Origin of the sequence: Sporosarcina sp. P37, assembly GCF_002109365.1 — a bacterium.
Lineage (GTDB): Bacteria > Bacillota > Bacilli > Bacillales_A > Planococcaceae > Sporosarcina.
This window is the reverse complement of record NZ_CP015349.1, coordinates 2798295-2815733: the sequence shown is the minus strand read 5'-3', so window position 1 is coordinate 2815733 and position 17439 is coordinate 2798295. Positions and strand designations below refer to the sequence as shown.

The window sequence follows — 17439 nt, the reverse complement described above, 5'->3', positions numbered from 1 at the left end:
ACGTATTCGTCAGGATGAACATGGAGGGGGATTTACAGATGTATGTTGAAAATATAGGTCTTAAAGGCCTTGTGGCAGATTTGCGGGTTATGGAAGAAATCATGAATAAGCATAATCTTGAAATCGACGGTCAATGGGACTACGAGCGCGTAACTTTCGACAGAAAGTACGTTGTTAGAGAAGGTACATACTACTTGCGCGTGTTCGGTGAGCTGGTAGAAGGCGACATCGACGGCCGTAAAGCTACTGTTCGTCTGAAGCAGCCTGTTCTGGGCAAGTATTACTATCCATTCGGCGTTGAGTATGGCGAAGAAGAAAACTTCCCGGCAAGCCTGGTTAAAGACTGCGAACTAACATTGAAAGCAGTATATGACGAGTTAAAGCAATATAGTTTGTAATGACAGGAAAAAGCCGAAGAGCGATTGTTCTTCGGCTTTTTCTACTATTACTCCACTAACTTGGTTATAATAAAAACAGTATCTACGTGGAGGACGATTACTCTTGAAATTTCTCACAAAACGAAACATTATGATTACACTCAGCATCATTGTATTACTGCTTATTGTGTTTTTTATTTTACCGGTTTCCATACCTATTATTTTAGCGTTTTTGACAGCTTTATTCATGGATCCTTTAGTAAAATGGGTGGAAAAACGATTTAATTGGAAACGTAAAGTTTCTGTTATTGTGAATTTCATCGTCTTTGTCGGTGTCAGTATATTCTTTCTATTCTACACTGTCACGACGCTGATTGGTAAAATTATTCATTTCACAAAAGAGATTCCGAACTACTTAAACTCTCTTTCAAGTGTGTGGATTAACACGCAAAGTAAATTATTTCAGTACACCGTCGGCATGCCCGATGATATTCTGACTATGTTGGAAAATGAATTTAATGAAATTGTAGAATCCATTCGCGTGTCAATTATTACACTTTTAAGCTATGACCGTATTTTAGCACTCATGTCCGATATTCCAAACTTTCTTGTCAGTTTTATCGTGTTCATGATTGCACTCTTCTTGTTCATGCTAGAGCTGCCGAGCCTGAAAAAGACATTTTATTTTCATCTGACGGAAGCAACCGCTCAAAAAGTTCATTATATGGCGAAAAGATTACGATTTGTTATCTTAGGTTTTGTCAAAGCACAATTGCTTGTCAGCCTGATTGTACTGGTCGTATCGTTTATCGGACTGCTGATGATTATTCCTAAATACGCTGTCGTCATGGCGCTCGTGATCTGGATTATTGATATTATTCCTATACTTGGTTCCATCATCATTCTGGCGCCCTGGTCCATCTATCAGTATATTTCAGGTGATATCGCGATGGGTACAAAATTAGCGATATTAGCAATTATTCTTCTGGTGATCAGACGGACAGTGGAACCGAAAGTAATGGGTTCGCAGATCGGGCTGTCTCCGCTGCCAACGCTAATCGCTATGTTTATCGGATTGAAACTGGTTGGTTTTCTCGGTTTCTTCATCGGGCCTATGATTGTCATCCTGTTTAATACGGCAAGAGAAGCAGGCATCATCAAATTGAATTTCAAAATTTAAAGCGAAAGAGACTGGGACATAATATGAAAAAAGCGTAAAGGAGTTTATTCATCCATTACGCTTTTTTTATGTCTATTTTTTAATAAATACTTTGCAAAGCATTTGAGTGGACCGGAGCGGAAAAAGGCCGACCATATACGTCAACTTAAGGTGTATTTCTTCTTTTTATTCGTTCTGTGACCAGCTATTTCTTGATTGGAACGGTTTGGATTTGCTGGAATACGGGAATGTCTCTAGTAACCTTCACTTTACAGATTTGAAGGCACAGTAAATAACCCCCAGTATGTTCTTTTTTAAAAATAGTGTGCTTATGTTAGCCAGCTAATGGGTCCGGATCCCCTCACATTCTTCCGGCCATTGCTGGCTAATATGTGGAGTAGTTCATCCATCAGTTCCTTCCACTTAGGAGAAGCACGCGCCTGCACCAGTTTCCACACTCGTTCACTCACTTCCCGGATCGCAATCCGCTCACTCAGTATCAGTTGTTTCTCTCGCCAAAAGTAATGACGCACTTGATACGTAAGCAGCACACTCAATAAGAAAATAATTAACTCCGCATACAAATGACACATCCATCTCTCCAGTTTCATATTTCGATGAGGAGCGACCCCTAAGTCGGATTTCCATGACTTGAAGAGGAGCTCAATTTGCCACCTGTATCGATAGAGTGTACAGATTTCCGATGCCGGAATGTCTGTGGGCAGATTGGTCACATATAGAGACAGGCTAGACAAGTCCTTTACTTTTTGTTTAATGATTCCGGGCTTCGTCTGTTTGCGTCGTTTGATACGAAATTCCTGGCGCTTCTGTTCCTCGGCTGTCATCCGGTAGATCACTAAGCGGGCTGGCATCCGTTCATGTTTTCCTATATACACTCGCGGAAACTCTTTGCTTTCTCCCGGTTTCATGGTCTGTACTTCTTCTTCCAGATACAACCGGATATGCGCGTACTTTTTCATGAGTTCTCCGTTTTTATGATAACGCGGGTGTGACGAATTCACATAAAACATGGTGTCGGCACGTGCGCGTGATACATAGAATGCTTCTTTCTTTTCAATCTTCCTGAACAGATCACATTTGAAATAGCCTAGATCCTGAAGAAGCAGATCATCTTTCTGCACGCTCTCTAACCGGCTGAGCCCTGAAGGGGAATCTCCTGCTTTTCCAGGCTGGAGTTCCACATAATAGAACTTTCCTGTCAGATAATCAAATTCCAATTGGCATTTAACGCCACCCCCCGTGGTTCCGGGGAACATGGTGTGAAGTGCGTCAGGCAATTTAATGGAGCTGCCATCCAAAATTCTCATGCTTCTAAATGGATGAGTGGTAGCGATGGGAAGCTTAGAGAATGCCATCTGGAATTGGCTGTCAAATAACCGGAGAAAAATCTGTTCCAAAAACTGTACGGCATTTTTGTTGAACCGCTTATCCAGCGCCTGCTTGGATAGCGTCCGATTCCGTTTGGCCAGCTTCGCACACAGATGGGTTAACGAACAGCCCGCAACCGCCCCCGGCTGGTCAAACAGAAGATGAAGGAATGTATTCATATCCAGCTTGCGTTCCCGTTGAATAAACTTAGTCTCTCTAGCGATAGCGGTAAGTTCTTTTGGGTGACAGAAGAGTAAACAATCGACGCTGCTGATAAAAAGGATGTTTAGGCTTCATGAGGTATCCCTCCTTCTATTTGTCGTGGTAAGGATTTATACCAACAAATAAAGGAGATCAATCATAAATTACTAAATTTTTCTTAAGTTGACGTATATGAAAGGCCGACTCCTGCGGGATTTAGCGCGAATGTTGAGACCCCGCAGGAGCGCCAGCGACGAGGAGGCTCAAGCGCACCCCGCGGAAAGCGTGCCTTTTGGAGCGCAGGGGAACGGACTTTATTTTTAATTTTTTCCCAGCCTCGTATGGCAAAGAAAAAGCTGAAGATCATCCACACGTGCCCTGTGAATAATCTTCAGCCTATAAGCCTTATTAAAAACCAAGGATTGCTTTAAATACAGAAGTGGTTTCGCCGCCTTTATAAAAGACATACAGCAGCAAGTATACAGCGACACCTGTAATAGCTGTTTAGTGCAAAATAGAAGTACATAGTTTTGAAATGAAAAAGTACATAACATTGCAACGTAAGTTTCAATAAAAAAAGGCTTGCCAGCCTCTTCAAACTTCTCTACTGTATTGGTGTCGAATCAAAACCAGTGGAGGTTGAAAGGAATGCTGACAATGCCTGAAATTAATTGTATCAAACTAATGAGAAATCAGAAATCATTATCTATCAACAAGATATCTAAAACCTTAGGAATTAATTGGAGAACTGCTAAAAAGTATGCTGATGGTGATCTATTACCTAAAGAAGCAAAGAGAAAAAGATCGGGAATGATGTATAGAGAAAAATGGGGAGAAATTGTTGGAGATTGGCTTTGGGAAGATCAGAAGCTTAAAAGAAAAGATAGAAGAACTAATAAAGGAATTTTTAAGGCCTTGCAAGAGATGGGATTCGAGGGGTCCTATCGGACTGTTTCAAACTATATTCAAGAATGGCGTGAAGGAAGAGAAGACCTGGAGGATGAAACGAAAGACAAAAGCTATGAGAGACTCATCCATCCCCCTGCTGAGGCACAATTAGATTTCGGATTGATGCAAGCTGTGCAGGATGGAAAATACCGAGATGTTCATTGTTTGGTTATGACGCTTCCTTTTAGTAACAGTGCATTTGCCATCCCATTGCCAGCAGAAAATCAAGAGTGTCTTTTACACGGTATGAAACTTATCTTCGATCAACTTGGTGGTATTCCAAGAACAATCCGTATTGATAACATGAAAACTGCAGTGGTGAAACCAAGGAATAGAAATGAAGAGGCTGCTTTTACCCAAGAATTTTTACAGTTCGCCACTCATTATGGATTTGAACCACAAGCCTGTAATCCATATTCTGGTCACGAAAAAGGAAATGTAGAAAATAAGGTGGGATATGTTCGATATAACTTTATCACTCCGGCCCCTGTTATAGAGGACTTAGACCACTTGACAAAGCTACTGCAAGAGCAACTAACGACAGATCGACAACGTATTCACTATAAGAAGCAAGTTCCGTTACAAGAGTTACTGGAGGAGGAGCATCAATATCTTTTAGCATTACCTGAAGAAGAATATCCAGTATTCAAAGAGGAGAAAACAAAAGCGAATAAGTATGGAGAAATCACGTTAGATAAAACGAAGGTGTATGTTCCAAAAGGATATAATTACAGTCAATTATCCGTAGTGAAGTACTGGGATCGCTTTAAGGTGGTGTCTCCTCACGGAGAGCCGTTATATCAAGACAACCGACCCTATATGCATAAGAATCGCGAGATTCCTTGGCAATCCATCTTGAAAGCATGGTTGAGTAAACCACGGGCAGTAAGCTATTCACGTTATTCAGCTTATTTACCTGGTCGACTCTTTGAATATCTAAACATCTCTAATCTTTCGATTCGCAAAGAGCGTATTCAATGGATTATCGGGCTTTTAGCTACGTATGAAATGAATGAAATCAATAATCAATTCTACGAACTCTTAAGTGGTCAATCGGACGAGTTAAAAGAGCCAGATGCGCATCCCTATAACATTGATTGGAGCAAGTATGATCAGCTTCAGAGTGCTCCTCAGATTGAAGGTGAGGGGAAATGACCCAAGATTTACAGACCATGTGCAAAGCATTGCGCTTAGCGCACGTGCATGATGTTTATTCAGATATCCCATTTGAAAATTCTGCTCAATTTCTTGAAGCTTTATTAAAAAAAGAGCTGCAGTTACGGGAAGAAACGAAAGCCGAGAGATTGATTAAGAAAGCAAGATTTCTGCAAAAGAAGTCCCTTTCGGCATTTCAATGGAATGAACAGATTCATTTTCCCTCTCATATTGATTCGCAAGAATTATGTACGTTAAGTTTCATCAGGCGCAAAGAGAATGTCATTCTAACCGGTGCGCCCGGTACAGGAAAGACTCACTTAGCTACGGCCATTGGTTATGATGCGTGTAAAAGAGGGCTTGAAGTACGATTTTACCGGGTTTCAGATCTAGCAGAAGCATTGGAGAAATCCTGGCAGGAGGGAAAGTCAACGCAGTTTAGAGCGCGTTTTAAAAACGTAGACCTTATCATATTGGATGAAATGGGGTACATACCATTCAATAAGGAAGGGGCAGAACTCCTCTTTCAGCTGATTTCTGACTGGTACGAACAAAAAAGTTTAATCATCACATCAAACTTGGAATTTAGTCAGTGGAATCGCGTTTTTAGCGATTCTAGATTGACTGCAGCATTAGTAGATCGGGTGATACATCATGCCCATATATTGAATTTTACGGGAGATAGTTTTAGAGTAACAAACGCTTTATCACGTCAAAAATAATACTGAAATGAAGGCTGGCAAGCTTATGTATTTTACTTTGCATTCTTCTGCACTTTTATCTTGCAAAACACAAATAGCGGTGAAAAACCAGATGATACTTGTCACAGGTCCGATTTTTCGATGACGTGACAGGTTGTTCCTAAGGCCGGCAATAATAGTAACGACGCCGAATACGGCACCTGTTGTTGCCAGTACGATATGAAAAATCAAAAATATGGTGTAATAAACTTTCAGCGAATCTGGTCCGCCAAAGGCTGTATTACCGATAAATACTGTTCTGGAAATATAAATAATAAAGAACAGCACAGCGGACACTGCAGCCGCAATCATCGTTTTCTGATGAGCTTCTATTTTCCTTTGACGTATTAACTTCCATCCGACTGCAACCAGGATCGCGGATAATACGATGAAAAATGTACTGACAGTAGGCAGTAAAGGAAGATCCATTGCTCATTAACCCCTTTTTAAAATCTGTTAGCCATGCATCGTTAACTTCTGACGTTTCAGCATGTCCTGCCGTGTAATTTCATCAGCATTGTCTTTTTCATACTTTGCCCAGCTTAAGAAGATACGTCCGATGACTACCACATAAATAAGTTCCTGTATTACTTTCATCAAGATACCGCCTAGTTGCTGATCATAGATAGTCGGCATATCCGTAAACAGCTCCGGACCCGAGATACCCATGCCTGACAGGCCGGCCAGCGTTCCGCTTGGCACACACAATGCCATCGCCTTTAGCCACGCTTCACCGCTCTGGTATGTTTCATATACAGGCACGTCTACAAATATAATTAACGAGCAGGCAGGTGTGATGAGTAATGCACTTAAAATCACATAACCGATTTTCTTCAAGCCATGTAACTGCGGCTGTCCTTTAACTGTATTCACAATCGGCCACCAGAGGAAGATAGCGGATAAGAAAAGTGTAATAGTGAAAATTGTATGCAATGGCAAGCTCAATTTAACTACATCCAGAATGAGCGGATAGTGATACATGGAAAACATTAATGTAAATAATAACAAACTTATAAGCGGTTTCGTAAATAACATAAAGATTTTATTGAATATCTTTATGGTCAGCAGCTTTTCCCAAATCCAGTTTGGAATTCCGATAATAAAGAACGGTGCAACCATCAGCAGCAAAATTGCCATTTGAGCCATATGGACAGAGAATAAAATATGTCCCATTAAATCCATAGGGGATCCTTTAACAATATATAGAAGCGCCATAGATGACAGGAAGTATACAGCCTGGCGTTTCGTTAATGGCTCAGATCCTTCAAAACGGCCTCTCCATTTGACCGTGATAAGATAATACAAAACAATCCCCAGCGCAATGGCCAGTAAAAAATAAGGACTCCATAAAGCCCGAAAACCAAAAATACTTAAAGGCAAAACAGTCACTCTCCTTTTTTGATCAACTCGAGTATCCATATTATACTATGCTTTGCGAGTTGCTGAACAATGTGTGCTCATGATTGCATCACGTTTACAACGTTGTCGAATACTTGCCTCTTCTAATTATACGAGCATACAAACCATAACTCAATGTACGAACTTTGACAATTTCATTTCCAGTATAATAATAAAAAGAGCTTATGGACGAATCCATAAGCTCTTTCTATTATTTACCACCAAACGATTGTTACGAATGTAAGCGGGATAAGGAATCCAAGCAATGCACCCGTGAACATAAACATTTGTGGAATGCCATGTCCTTTTTCACTCATATGCATGAAGTAATACAGCTGGAGACCAACTTGTACGATTGCAAAGAGGAATAATGTTGGAATAACAAAGTATTTTGAGAAACCTGCAACATCAGAAATATGGGCAACTACCATCGAGAAAGAGATGAGTGTTAAGAAAATCATCAGAGAAAACATCGCAACTTGACTGCGCATAGCTTCCTTTGCCCGACGTTGTGACAGTGACTGTTCAGCAGGAGATCTTTTAATCATTTGAATTTCAGACATCTTAACCGATCACTCCCATCAAGTAGACTACAGTGAAGATGAATACCCAAACTACGTCAATGAAGTGCCAGTACAATGAAAATGTATAATACTTTGTTGCGTTATACAAATTCAATCCGCGCTTGGAGTTACGGAAGATTAACAATGTAACCCAAACCAAACCAATCGCTACGTGGAATCCGTGTGTTCCAACTAACGTGAAGAAAGAGGAACTGAACGCACTATTGTTGAACGTAAAGCCTTCTTGAACATAGTGAGTGAACTCATAAACTTCTAACATCAAGAACCCAAGTCCTAAAAATGCTGTCAGTGCCAGCCATAGCTGCATCTTTTTAAAGTTATAACTCTTCAGGTGGTACATTGCATACACACTTGTTAAGGAAGAAGTTAAAAGAAGCATTGTCATAACAAATACTAACGGCAATGTATAAAGCTCCTGGGTTGTAAAACCAAAGCCGCTTGGACCTTTGTTTTTCAATGCCATATACGTTGCGAACAATGTTGCGAAGAGAATCGTCTCCCCGCCAAGGAAAAGCCAGAAACCAACGAATTTGTTTTTAGCTTCCAAAGTAGCCTTTTCAGGATTAGCAGGCCACGTCTCAGGGGTGAATTTAGTATTCAAATCCATTAGTTACGCCCCCTTTTACTATTCTCTATATCTTGAAGAATTTGCTCTTTCGTTACATAGTATCCCAGATCATCTTTTAATGAACGAGCGGCCATCATAACAAATGTAAATGCAAGACCGAAAACTAATACCGGAAGTCCCCAAGATGTTTCTTGATGGAACATTGCACCGAATCCGGCAATGAATAATCCCAGAGTCATTAACATTGGAATAATCGAACCGTTAGGCATATGAATGTCCGTAATAGGTTCAGCCGGGGTAATCATTTCCTTGCTGCCTTCTGTCTTCTCAATCCAAAGAGTATCCAAACCACGGATTAATGGAGTTGCAGGGAAGTTATAGAAAGGCGGTGGAGATGGAATCGCCCACTCAAGTGTACGTCCGTCGCCCCAAGGGTCATTTCCGACACGCTCGTTTTTAACAGTTGTCATAATGATATTGATTACCATTACTGTAAAACCAACTGCCATTAATAGCGCACCGACTGTACTGATCATATTTGACATATTCCAGCCTTGTCCGTCCATATATGTCCAAACACGGCGCGGCATTCCCCAGAATCCTAACCAGTGCTGAATCAGGAATGTTAAGTGGAAACCGATAAAGAAGAATACAAATGTAATTTTACCTAAACCTTCATGTAACATTGTACCGAACATTTTTGGCCACCAGTAGTGAAGCCCTGCGAAAATAGCCAGTACTACCCCACCTACGATTACGTAGTGGAAGTGAGCAACGATAAAGTAAGAATCGTGTAACTGATAGTCAAGTGGTGCAGCACCTTGCATTACTCCAGTTACCCCACCCATAACGAATGATGGAATGAAACCTAGAGCATACAGCATCGGAGTTGTAACTTTAATGCTGCCGCCCCAAATCGTGAGCAGCCAGTTAAAGATTTTAACACCTGTTGGTACAGCAATCGCCATAGTTGCTACCGCGAAAATCGCGTTCGCTGTCGGTCCAAGACCTACTGTAAACATATGGTGAGCCCATACCATGAAGCCAAGGAAACCGATTAGCACAGTTGCGAATACCATCGCTGTGTAACCGAAAAGACGCTTACGGGCAAATACAGAAAATACTTCAGAGAAAATACCGAATGCCGGTAAGATCAGGATATATACTTCAGGGTGTCCGAAGATCCAGAAAATATGCTCCCAGATAATTGTGTTTCCGCCCATCGTATGATCAAAGAAGTTACCGCTGAACATACGGTCAAATGTTAAGAAGAACAACCCAACAGTCAATGGAGGGAATGCGAATAAAATCATCGCAGACGCTACAAACGTAGTCCAAGTAAACAAAGGCATACGCATATACGTCATCCCTGGTGCACGCATGTTAATGATAGTAACCAGGAAGTTAATCCCCGCCATTAACGTACCGCCACCGGCAATTTGTAAACCGATTGCATAGAAATCAACACCATGACCTGGTGAGTGAAGTGATAAAGATGCGTAAGATGTCCATCCAGCATCTGGAACCTCACCGAATAACCAAGAAATGTTAAGGAACAATCCGCCAAATGCGAACATCCAAAAACCTAATGAGTTAATGAATGGGAACGCGACGTCACGCGCTCCGATTTGAAGCGGCATAATGGCGTTCATAAAACCAAAGAGAATCGGCATTGCTGCCAGGAAAATCATGGTCGTTCCGTGCATTGTAATTAAATCATTGAAAAGCCCTGCGCTTACGAGATCATTGTTCGGCGTGATCAACTGAAGACGGATAATCATCGCTTCAATACCGCCAAGAACGAAGAAGAATAATCCCCCGAGGAGATACAGAATTCCAATCTTCTTATGGTCGACTGTTGTCAGCCAATCCCATAGCGTTGCGCCAAAGCCACTTTTTTGAGCAACTGAACTCACTGTGTTACCTCCTATTCAATTTCCGTTTGAAAATTATTTTTCGACTTTTAAGCCTAATAAGTATTCAGCTAATGCATCCAAGTCTTCATCAGAAATTTGATCTTTACTGAATGAAGGCATCGTATTGCCAGGTTTGTGTTTCTGTGTATCACGAATCCAGTCTTTCAAGTTCTCTTCGTCGTGCTCAAGGAAACCTGCCACTCGGTTACGATCCCCGAACGATGCTAAGTTTGGTCCCTGTGCACCTGACTCACCAACACCTGAAACTGCGTGACAGCCGATACAGCTTTGAGAGAATACTGCTTCGCCGTCAGCATTTGCAACAACAGGTTCTTCTGCTGTCTTTTGCATTCCTGCGACCCAGTCATCAAACTGATCTCTCGGTAATGTTTTCACTTTGAAGTCCATCAAAGCGTGTGAAGGTCCGCAAAGTTCAGCACATTTTCCGTAGAAAACGCCGTCTTTCAAGCCTTCAGATTCTCTTTCAAATGAGAGATAAAATTTATTCACGTTCTCAACGTTCGTGTCAAGCTTACCTCCGACTGATGGAATCCAGAATGAGTGCTTAACGTCTGCAGCGATTAAGTTGAAATAAACTTTTTCATCTGTCGGTACTACCAGTTCCTGAGCTGTAACAATACCTAGATCAGGATACTCGAACTCCCACCAATACAATTTCGCTGTAACATCAACTACTAAGTTTTCAGCGTTTCCATCCTCATCAACCGCTTCCATTGCTTTTACATCACCTAATTTATAAGTGTAGTAAACCGTAGGAACCGCTAGGATAAGAATTAATACAATCGGAATGAATGTCCAGATCAGCTCAAGTGTGTGACTTCCTTCCACTTGTTCAGGTATATGATCTTCACCCAATTTAGAACGTCTGAAGCGTAATAGTGCAACAGTATAGATTGCCACTACTACAATGATGACTAGTAACATAATTCCTGATGCCAACAGCAGCAAGTTAAACTGATCTTGAGCGACTTGTCCAGCCGGATGGAAGGTTGAAATTTCTTCTTGTCCGCAACCTGCCAGGAACACGGCGAAAACCGCAAGTAATGAAAAGAGACGCCACTTTTTGAGTCCTTTAATCATCGCTAACTAATACCTCTCTTTCTGAAAAAATGATTTTCTGCTATCGAGGACTGAGTGCCTCTGTATGATGAATTCCTGTTTTAAAGAAAGAATTCCGAACCGTCAGATGAATATAGAGAAAATAATCATGGAAACAAACAGGATAGTCATGTAATTCAATGAATATACAAACATCGATGTTGCCCACTTCAAATCTTCTTTGGCCTTAAAACCTTTAAGCGCCAGGTAAAGCCAGCCTACATTCAACAGTGTTGCAAAAACTACAAATCCTGTACCGAGCTGCTGCAATAAGAAAGGAAGAGGAAATAACAAAAGCACCCACATAAGCATGGATTTTTTCGTCCGCTCAAATCCTTTTATTACCGGCAGCATGGGAATGTTCGCCGCCCGATACTCTTCTGTTCTGCGCATGGCCAGCGCATAGAAATGCGGAGGCTGCCAAATAAACATGATTAAAAACAATGCCCACGCTCCCATCGGCAGTGTAGGATCAACCGCTGCCCATCCAATAAGGGGTGGAATTGCTCCTGACAGACTTCCTATTACTGTATTGCTCACGTGTTTGCGTTTAGACCACATGGAATATAACACAACGTAAGCGAATACGCCCAAGATGCCTAGCCAGCCTGCCATGGAAGATGCAGAAAACAGCAGTACTTCTCCTGCAATCAAAAATGTTACGGCCAACGTCAGCACAGCGGGAGCTTTAAATCTTCCCGTTACTGTCGGTCTCGACTTCGTTCTTGACATGACAGGGTCAATATCACGGTCAATCAAGTTATTCATAGCACCTGATGATGCGATGATCAACCCAGTGCCCAGAATTGCAAATACCAGAAGATCAAAATTGTGGAGAAAACTTTTGCCAGTGAATTGAAATGCCAAAAAAAGACCGGTGAACGTAGTGATTAAATTGGAATTGACAATACCTATCTTAATCAGCGCCAAAAAGTCTTTCCACAAGGTAATTGTCTCTACTTTTGGATCTGCAACTGTCGAAAGCGTTCGACCGTTTGACATAATAACCCTCCTTTCAAAGTTTTCAGCAAAGACCCTACCACCTACTATATCGAAAATCGTCTGTAATTTCTAGACCATTTCTCAATTTATAGCGGTTTCGTGCAACCTTTGTGTCTTTGTCCTTCACTTTCTATATAGTAATCCATTTACAGGCGGCATTTGTGAAGTTAAAGAGGCTTTTTTATGAACAATTTGTGAAAAGCCCTGCACTATAATGGTTTCTTCCATGCCGCCATTGTGTTTCATGATTTTTTTCGTTATCATAAAGCTTGCAATAGATGCCCTTTATCAACAGAAAACCAGATAATGCAACAAGTTGCTCCAAAATTATTTTTTCTTTGTTTCGGGCAAATTTCAACGTAAATCGATCTCTGTTTGAGATCAATTCAATAGAAGAAGGTGTTTCATACTTGCGATACAACAGATTTTTAAAATGGTTTGCGGTTGCTTCCACGATTGGAATGCTTGCCATCTTGCTCGGAGGGGCATTAGTTACAAAAACAGACAGCGGGATGGGCTGCGGAAGACACTGGCCGGGCTGTAACGGACAGCTGATTCCGGATGAAATTACAGCAGAAGTATTGATTGAATTCTCGCACCGAATCGTAACCGGCGGCGTAGGAATTTTCATTGTGGTACTCGCTGTCTGGTCCTGGAGATCACTGGGGCATGTCAGGGAAACCAAATTCCTTTCATTTATGGCTGTATTCTTCTTAATTCTACAGGCATTGATTGGTGCAGCACAAGTATTATGGGGACAAGGTGATTTCATACTTGCCCTGCATTTCGGCATATCGCTTATTTCTTTTGCCTCTGTCTTCTTACTCACGCTGCTGGTGTTCGAGGTTGACAAGAAATTTGATACAGACAAAATTCGTATAGGCAGATCATTACACTTCCATACGATTGGGGTGACGGTTTATTCATATCTTGTCATCTATACCGGTGCTCTAGTTCGGCATACCAACTCGGGCCTTGTCTGTGCGGACTGGCCATTGTGCCGAAATAACGAGTTCAGTTTGCCAAGGAATATGTACGAATGGGTCCAGATGGGCCACAGGCTGGCTGCAGCACTGATCGTCGTATGGATTGGGTTCATCGCTATTAAAGCTATTAAGCATTACAGTGATCAGCGTGTCATTTACTGGGGCTGGATCGCCGCATTCGCTCTTGTGCTGGCACAGGCAGCTACTGGGATGATTGTCGTACTGACAAAATTGAATTTGTATATAGCTTTATTGCATTCACTGTTCGTCACCTTATTATTCGGTTTATTGACTTACCTGGTTCTTCTTGTCTCACGGAGCCGCACAAAGAAATAACTAAAAGCGTGCAGAAGCTGTTAAACAGCAACTGCACGCTTTTAGTATACATAAGTACAGAAAAACAGCTCCCGCAGGTATATGAACCTGCAGGAGCTGTTTTTTAATGTTCTAATTCAATCAGCAGATCGCCTGTTGAGATAGAATCCCCCGGGCTAACATATAATGCTTTAACAACTCCCGAGAAAGGAGCTTGAATCGTTGTTTCCATTTTCATTGCTTCTGTAATGAGCAAATGCTCTCCGCGTTTTACTTTTTCCCCTATCGAAACCGCAACTTGCAGGACAGTACCCGGCATAGTGGCAGCAATGTGGGATTCATTCGTCGGATCTGCTATCTGCTTTTTCACGTCTTTTGTTTCAATTTGGAAGTCCTGAATGACGATTTCTCGTGACTGGCCGTTCAATTCAAAGTACAGTACACGGGTTCCATTAGGATTCGGTTCGCCGATTGACACTAATTTGATAATGAGCGTTTTTCCGAACTCAATCTCAATTTCAATCTCTTCACCTAAACGTAATCCATACAGGAATTCCGGCGTATTAATAACTGATACATCGCCGAACTGCTTTCTAGTCTCAATGTACTCCTCAAAGACCTTTGGATAAAGCACATAAGCCAGTGCATCATGCATCGTAGCAGGCTTATCCATCTTTTCAGACAGTTTGTTCAATATATCCTGGAAATTCACAGGCGCCAATAATTCACCCGGACGCACTGTAATCGCTTTCCTTCCCTTCAAAACGACTTCTTGCAGTTCTTTCGGGAAACCGCCGTACGGCTGTCCGATTGAACCTTCAAAGAACTCAATAACAGATTCCGGGAAATCAATGGACTCGCCTCTTGATATGACCGTATCCTCGTTCAAATCATTTTGCACCATGAACAACGCCATATCCCCAACTACTTTGGAAGACGGTGTCACCTTGATAATGTCTCCAAAGAGGAAATTCACGCGGGAGTACATCTTCTTCACTTCTTCCCAGCGCTCACCAAGCCCCACTGCCTTAGACTGTTGCTGCAGGTTGGAATATTGCCCGCCCGGCATTTCATGGACATACACCTCTGAGTGAGGACTGTTCATACCGCTTTCAAACGGGCTGTAATATTTGCGCACATCTTCCCAATAATGCGACAATTCTTCCAATGACTTGGTTTCTGCCCGAACACTCCGCTCGTTATTTTGCAATGCATACGCAAGGGAGTTGGCAGACGGCTGTGATGTCATCCCTGACATAGAACCAATTGCCGTATCTACAATATCCACGCCAGCCTCGATAGCTTTGGCATACATATAAATCCCGTTGCCGCTCGTATCATGTGTATGCAAGTGGATCGGAAGATTTGTAGTCTCTTTTAATTCAGAAACTAAACGATATGCTGCTTCAGGTTTCAATAATCCTGCCATATCCTTGATCGCCAGCATATGCGCACCGACAGCTTCCAGTTCTTTTGCCATCTCTTTGTAATAATTAACGGTATATTTCGCACGGCTGTCGTCCAGAATATCACCTGTATAACAAATCGCCGCCTCAGCAATCTTACCTGTCGAACGCGCTTCGTCAATCGCAACTTCCATTCCTTTGATCCAGTTCAAGCTGTCGAAAATACGGAATACATCAATGCCTGATGCAGCAGATTCTTTGATGAATTCACGGATTACATTATCTGGGTAGTTTGTATACCCGACTGCATTAGCTCCTCTAAATAACATTTGGAACAGAACGTTCGGAATTTGCTCTCGCAGTTTCTCCAGACGGTCCCACGGACTTTCTTTAAGGAAACGGTATGCTACATCAAATGTTGCTCCGCCCCACATTTCAAATGAAAATAGGTCAGGCAATAAATGCGCACTTTCCGTTGCAATCTGTGTTAATTCCTTCGTTCTTACACGGGTGGCCAGCAGTGATTGATGCCCATCGCGGAATGTGGTATCCGTCAGCAGTACATCGTCTTGCTCAAGCACCCATTTAACGAGTCCGTCAGCGCCCCGCTCGTCCAAAATCTGCTTCGTCCCTTTTGGCAACGGAACATTTCGATCAATTTTCGGAATGCGGACAGGATGCAAAACAGGCCGTGCAGGATCATCAATTCCCGGGAATCCGTTAATGGTAACGTTTCCAAGATACGACAGCATTTTTGTGCCTCGATCCTGTTTCTCGGCAAAGGTAAATAATTCAGGCGTTTTATCGATGAAGCTCGTATTATAGTCGCCTGTTAAAAAGTTTTCATGGCATACTACATTTTCAAGGAAAGGAATATTTGTTTTAATCCCGCGTATTCTGAATTCCTTTAAATTTCTGTACATTTTGCTTGCAGCATCGCTAAATGTCGGGCCCCATGTAGAGACTTTAACCAACAATGAATCATAATAAGGACTGATGACAGAACCTTGATAGGCGTTTCCTGTATCAAGACGGACACCAAATCCTCCACTTGAACGATAGACCGCTACTTTTCCTGTATCGGGCATGAAGTCATTCAACGGATCTTCCGTGGTCACACGGGACTGGATTGCAAAGCCGAACAACGGGATATCTTTCTGCTCGGGAATATTCACTTTCTCAGAATGCAGACTCTCGCCCGCTGCAATCAGGATCTGCGACTGAACAATATCAATTCCTGTAATCATTTCCGTTATCGTATGCTCTACTTGAACACGCGGATTGACTTCGATGAAATAAAATGAATCATCGGCTGCCAGAAACTCTACTGTACCGGCATTGATATAGGATACATTCTTGGACAGTTTGACTGCTGCTTCGCAAATTGCTTCCCGCAGCTCATCGGTCAGCGAGATGGAAGGAGCAATTTCCACTACTTTTTGATGGCGGCGCTGTATGGAACAGTCACGCTCGTACAAATGGACAATTTCACCATATGTATCTCCCAGTATTTGCACTTCTATATGTTTCGGGTTTGAAATATATTTCTCCACATACACTTCATCAGATCCAAATGCAGACTTCGCTTCGGATTTCGCACGTTTATATGCTTCATTCACCTCTTCAGGTGATTCGACGATCCGCATGCCGCGTCCCCCGCCGCCAAGTGAAGCTTTAATAATGATCGGATATTTGTACTGTTCTCCAAACGCTGCGACCTCTTCCACTGATGTGACAGGTCCGTCGCTTCCTGGTATAACCGGAATATCTGCAGCAATTGCCTGTTCTCTTGCCTTTACCTTATCGCCGAACATTTCCAGATGTTTTGATGTAGGGCCGATGAAGATAATCCCTTCCTCTTCCAGACGGGCCGCAAACTCCGCATTCTCGGCTAAGAAACCATAGCCCGGGTGAATCGCGTCTACCTTCGCTTTCTTTGCAATATCAATTATTCCTTCGATGTCCAAGTAAGCGTCGATTGGTTTCTTGCCTTCGCCTACTAAAAATGACTGATCGGATTTGTATCGATGCAGAGATGCCCGGTCTTCTGCTGAATAAATACCTACTGTGGCGATGCCTAATTCTGTACACGCCCGGAATACTCGTATTGCAATTTCGCCGCGGTTTGCGACTAGTACTCTCTTGATCTCTCTTCTCTCCACCAATAATTCAATCC

Annotated in this window: 14 protein-coding genes and 1 pseudogene; 5 read left to right on the top strand and 10 right to left on the bottom strand. The window is 42.2% G+C overall.

Translation table 11 applies throughout. The features are described 5' to 3' along the window. The first annotated feature begins 38 nt into the window (after positions 1–38). Entirely contained in the window at positions 39–398 is a 360-nt protein-coding gene (locus tag SporoP37_RS14015) for a YugN family protein (RefSeq protein ID WP_081244255.1), read from the top strand. A gap of 103 nt (positions 399–501) precedes the next feature. Next, positions 502–1557, top strand: a complete 1056-nt coding sequence (gene ytvI, locus SporoP37_RS14010) for a sporulation integral membrane protein YtvI (RefSeq protein ID WP_085431281.1) — start codon at positions 502–504, stop codon at positions 1555–1557. 308 nt (positions 1558–1865) lie between these two features. Here ytvI and SporoP37_RS14005 read toward each other — a convergent pair whose 3' ends face one another. Beyond that, positions 1866–3200, bottom strand: coding sequence for an IS4 family transposase (locus tag SporoP37_RS14005; protein ID WP_255414209.1), 1335 nt, complete (start codon positions 3198–3200; stop codon positions 1866–1868). Positions 3201–3534: 334 nt separating this feature from the next. Continuing rightward, positions 3535–3630, bottom strand: a pseudogene (locus SporoP37_RS17490) (DUF420 domain-containing protein); the annotation flags it as partial. 180 nt (positions 3631–3810) lie between these two features. On the opposite strand from SporoP37_RS17490, the gene istA reads away from it, so the two are divergent. Both istA and istB read left to right on the top strand, forming a co-directional pair. Then, positions 3811–5229, top strand: a complete 1419-nt coding sequence (gene istA / locus SporoP37_RS14000) for an IS21 family transposase (protein WP_335696860.1) — start codon at positions 3811–3813, stop codon at positions 5227–5229. Beyond that, entirely contained in the window at positions 5226–5951 is a 726-nt protein-coding gene (istB, locus tag SporoP37_RS13995) for an IS21-like element helper ATPase IstB (protein WP_085430033.1), read from the top strand. Before istA ends, istB begins: the two co-directional genes overlap by 4 nt. On the opposite strand, the gene SporoP37_RS13990 is transcribed toward istB, so the two are convergent. From SporoP37_RS13990 to cyoE, 7 genes are all read right to left on the bottom strand, one after another. After that, positions 5937–6398, bottom strand: coding sequence for a DUF420 domain-containing protein (locus tag SporoP37_RS13990; protein ID WP_085431280.1), 462 nt, complete (start codon positions 6396–6398; stop codon positions 5937–5939). The genes istB and SporoP37_RS13990 overlap by 15 nt on opposite strands. A gap of 27 nt (positions 6399–6425) precedes the next feature. Beyond that, entirely contained in the window at positions 6426–7349 is a 924-nt protein-coding gene (gene ctaG, locus SporoP37_RS13985; RefSeq protein WP_081244252.1) for a cytochrome c oxidase assembly factor CtaG, read from the bottom strand. Positions 7350–7582: 233 nt separating this feature from the next. Further along, entirely contained in the window at positions 7583–7930 is a 348-nt protein-coding gene (locus tag SporoP37_RS13980) for a cytochrome C oxidase subunit IV family protein (protein ID WP_081244251.1), read from the bottom strand. Position 7931: 1 nt separating this feature from the next. Next, complete coding sequence (locus SporoP37_RS13975) at positions 7932–8558, bottom strand: cytochrome (ubi)quinol oxidase subunit III (protein WP_081244250.1); 627 nt, start codon at positions 8556–8558, stop codon at positions 7932–7934. Continuing rightward, complete coding sequence (locus tag SporoP37_RS13970; RefSeq protein ID WP_081244249.1) at positions 8558–10435, bottom strand: cytochrome c oxidase subunit I; 1878 nt, start codon at positions 10433–10435, stop codon at positions 8558–8560. The genes SporoP37_RS13975 and SporoP37_RS13970 overlap by 1 nt, the downstream gene beginning before the upstream one ends. A 33-nt stretch (positions 10436–10468) precedes the next feature. After that, entirely contained in the window at positions 10469–11536 is a 1068-nt protein-coding gene (gene coxB / locus SporoP37_RS13965) for a cytochrome c oxidase subunit II (RefSeq protein WP_081244248.1), read from the bottom strand. Positions 11537–11638: 102 nt separating this feature from the next. Beyond that, positions 11639–12556 carry a heme o synthase gene (gene cyoE, locus SporoP37_RS13960; RefSeq protein WP_085431279.1) on the bottom strand — a complete coding sequence of 306 codons (918 nt, stop codon included), beginning with the start codon at positions 12554–12556 and terminating at the stop codon, positions 11639–11641. Between the two features lie 410 nt (positions 12557–12966). Between cyoE and SporoP37_RS13955 the strand changes: the two genes are divergently transcribed. Continuing rightward, positions 12967–13878 carry a COX15/CtaA family protein gene (locus SporoP37_RS13955; protein WP_081244246.1) on the top strand — a complete coding sequence of 304 codons (912 nt, stop codon included), beginning with the start codon at positions 12967–12969 and terminating at the stop codon, positions 13876–13878. 103 nt (positions 13879–13981) lie between these two features. Here the strand turns inward: SporoP37_RS13955 and pyc are convergent, their stop codons facing one another. Then, positions 13982–17428, bottom strand: a complete 3447-nt coding sequence (pyc, locus tag SporoP37_RS13950; protein ID WP_085431278.1) for a pyruvate carboxylase — start codon at positions 17426–17428, stop codon at positions 13982–13984. Positions 17429–17439 lie beyond the last annotated feature (11 nt).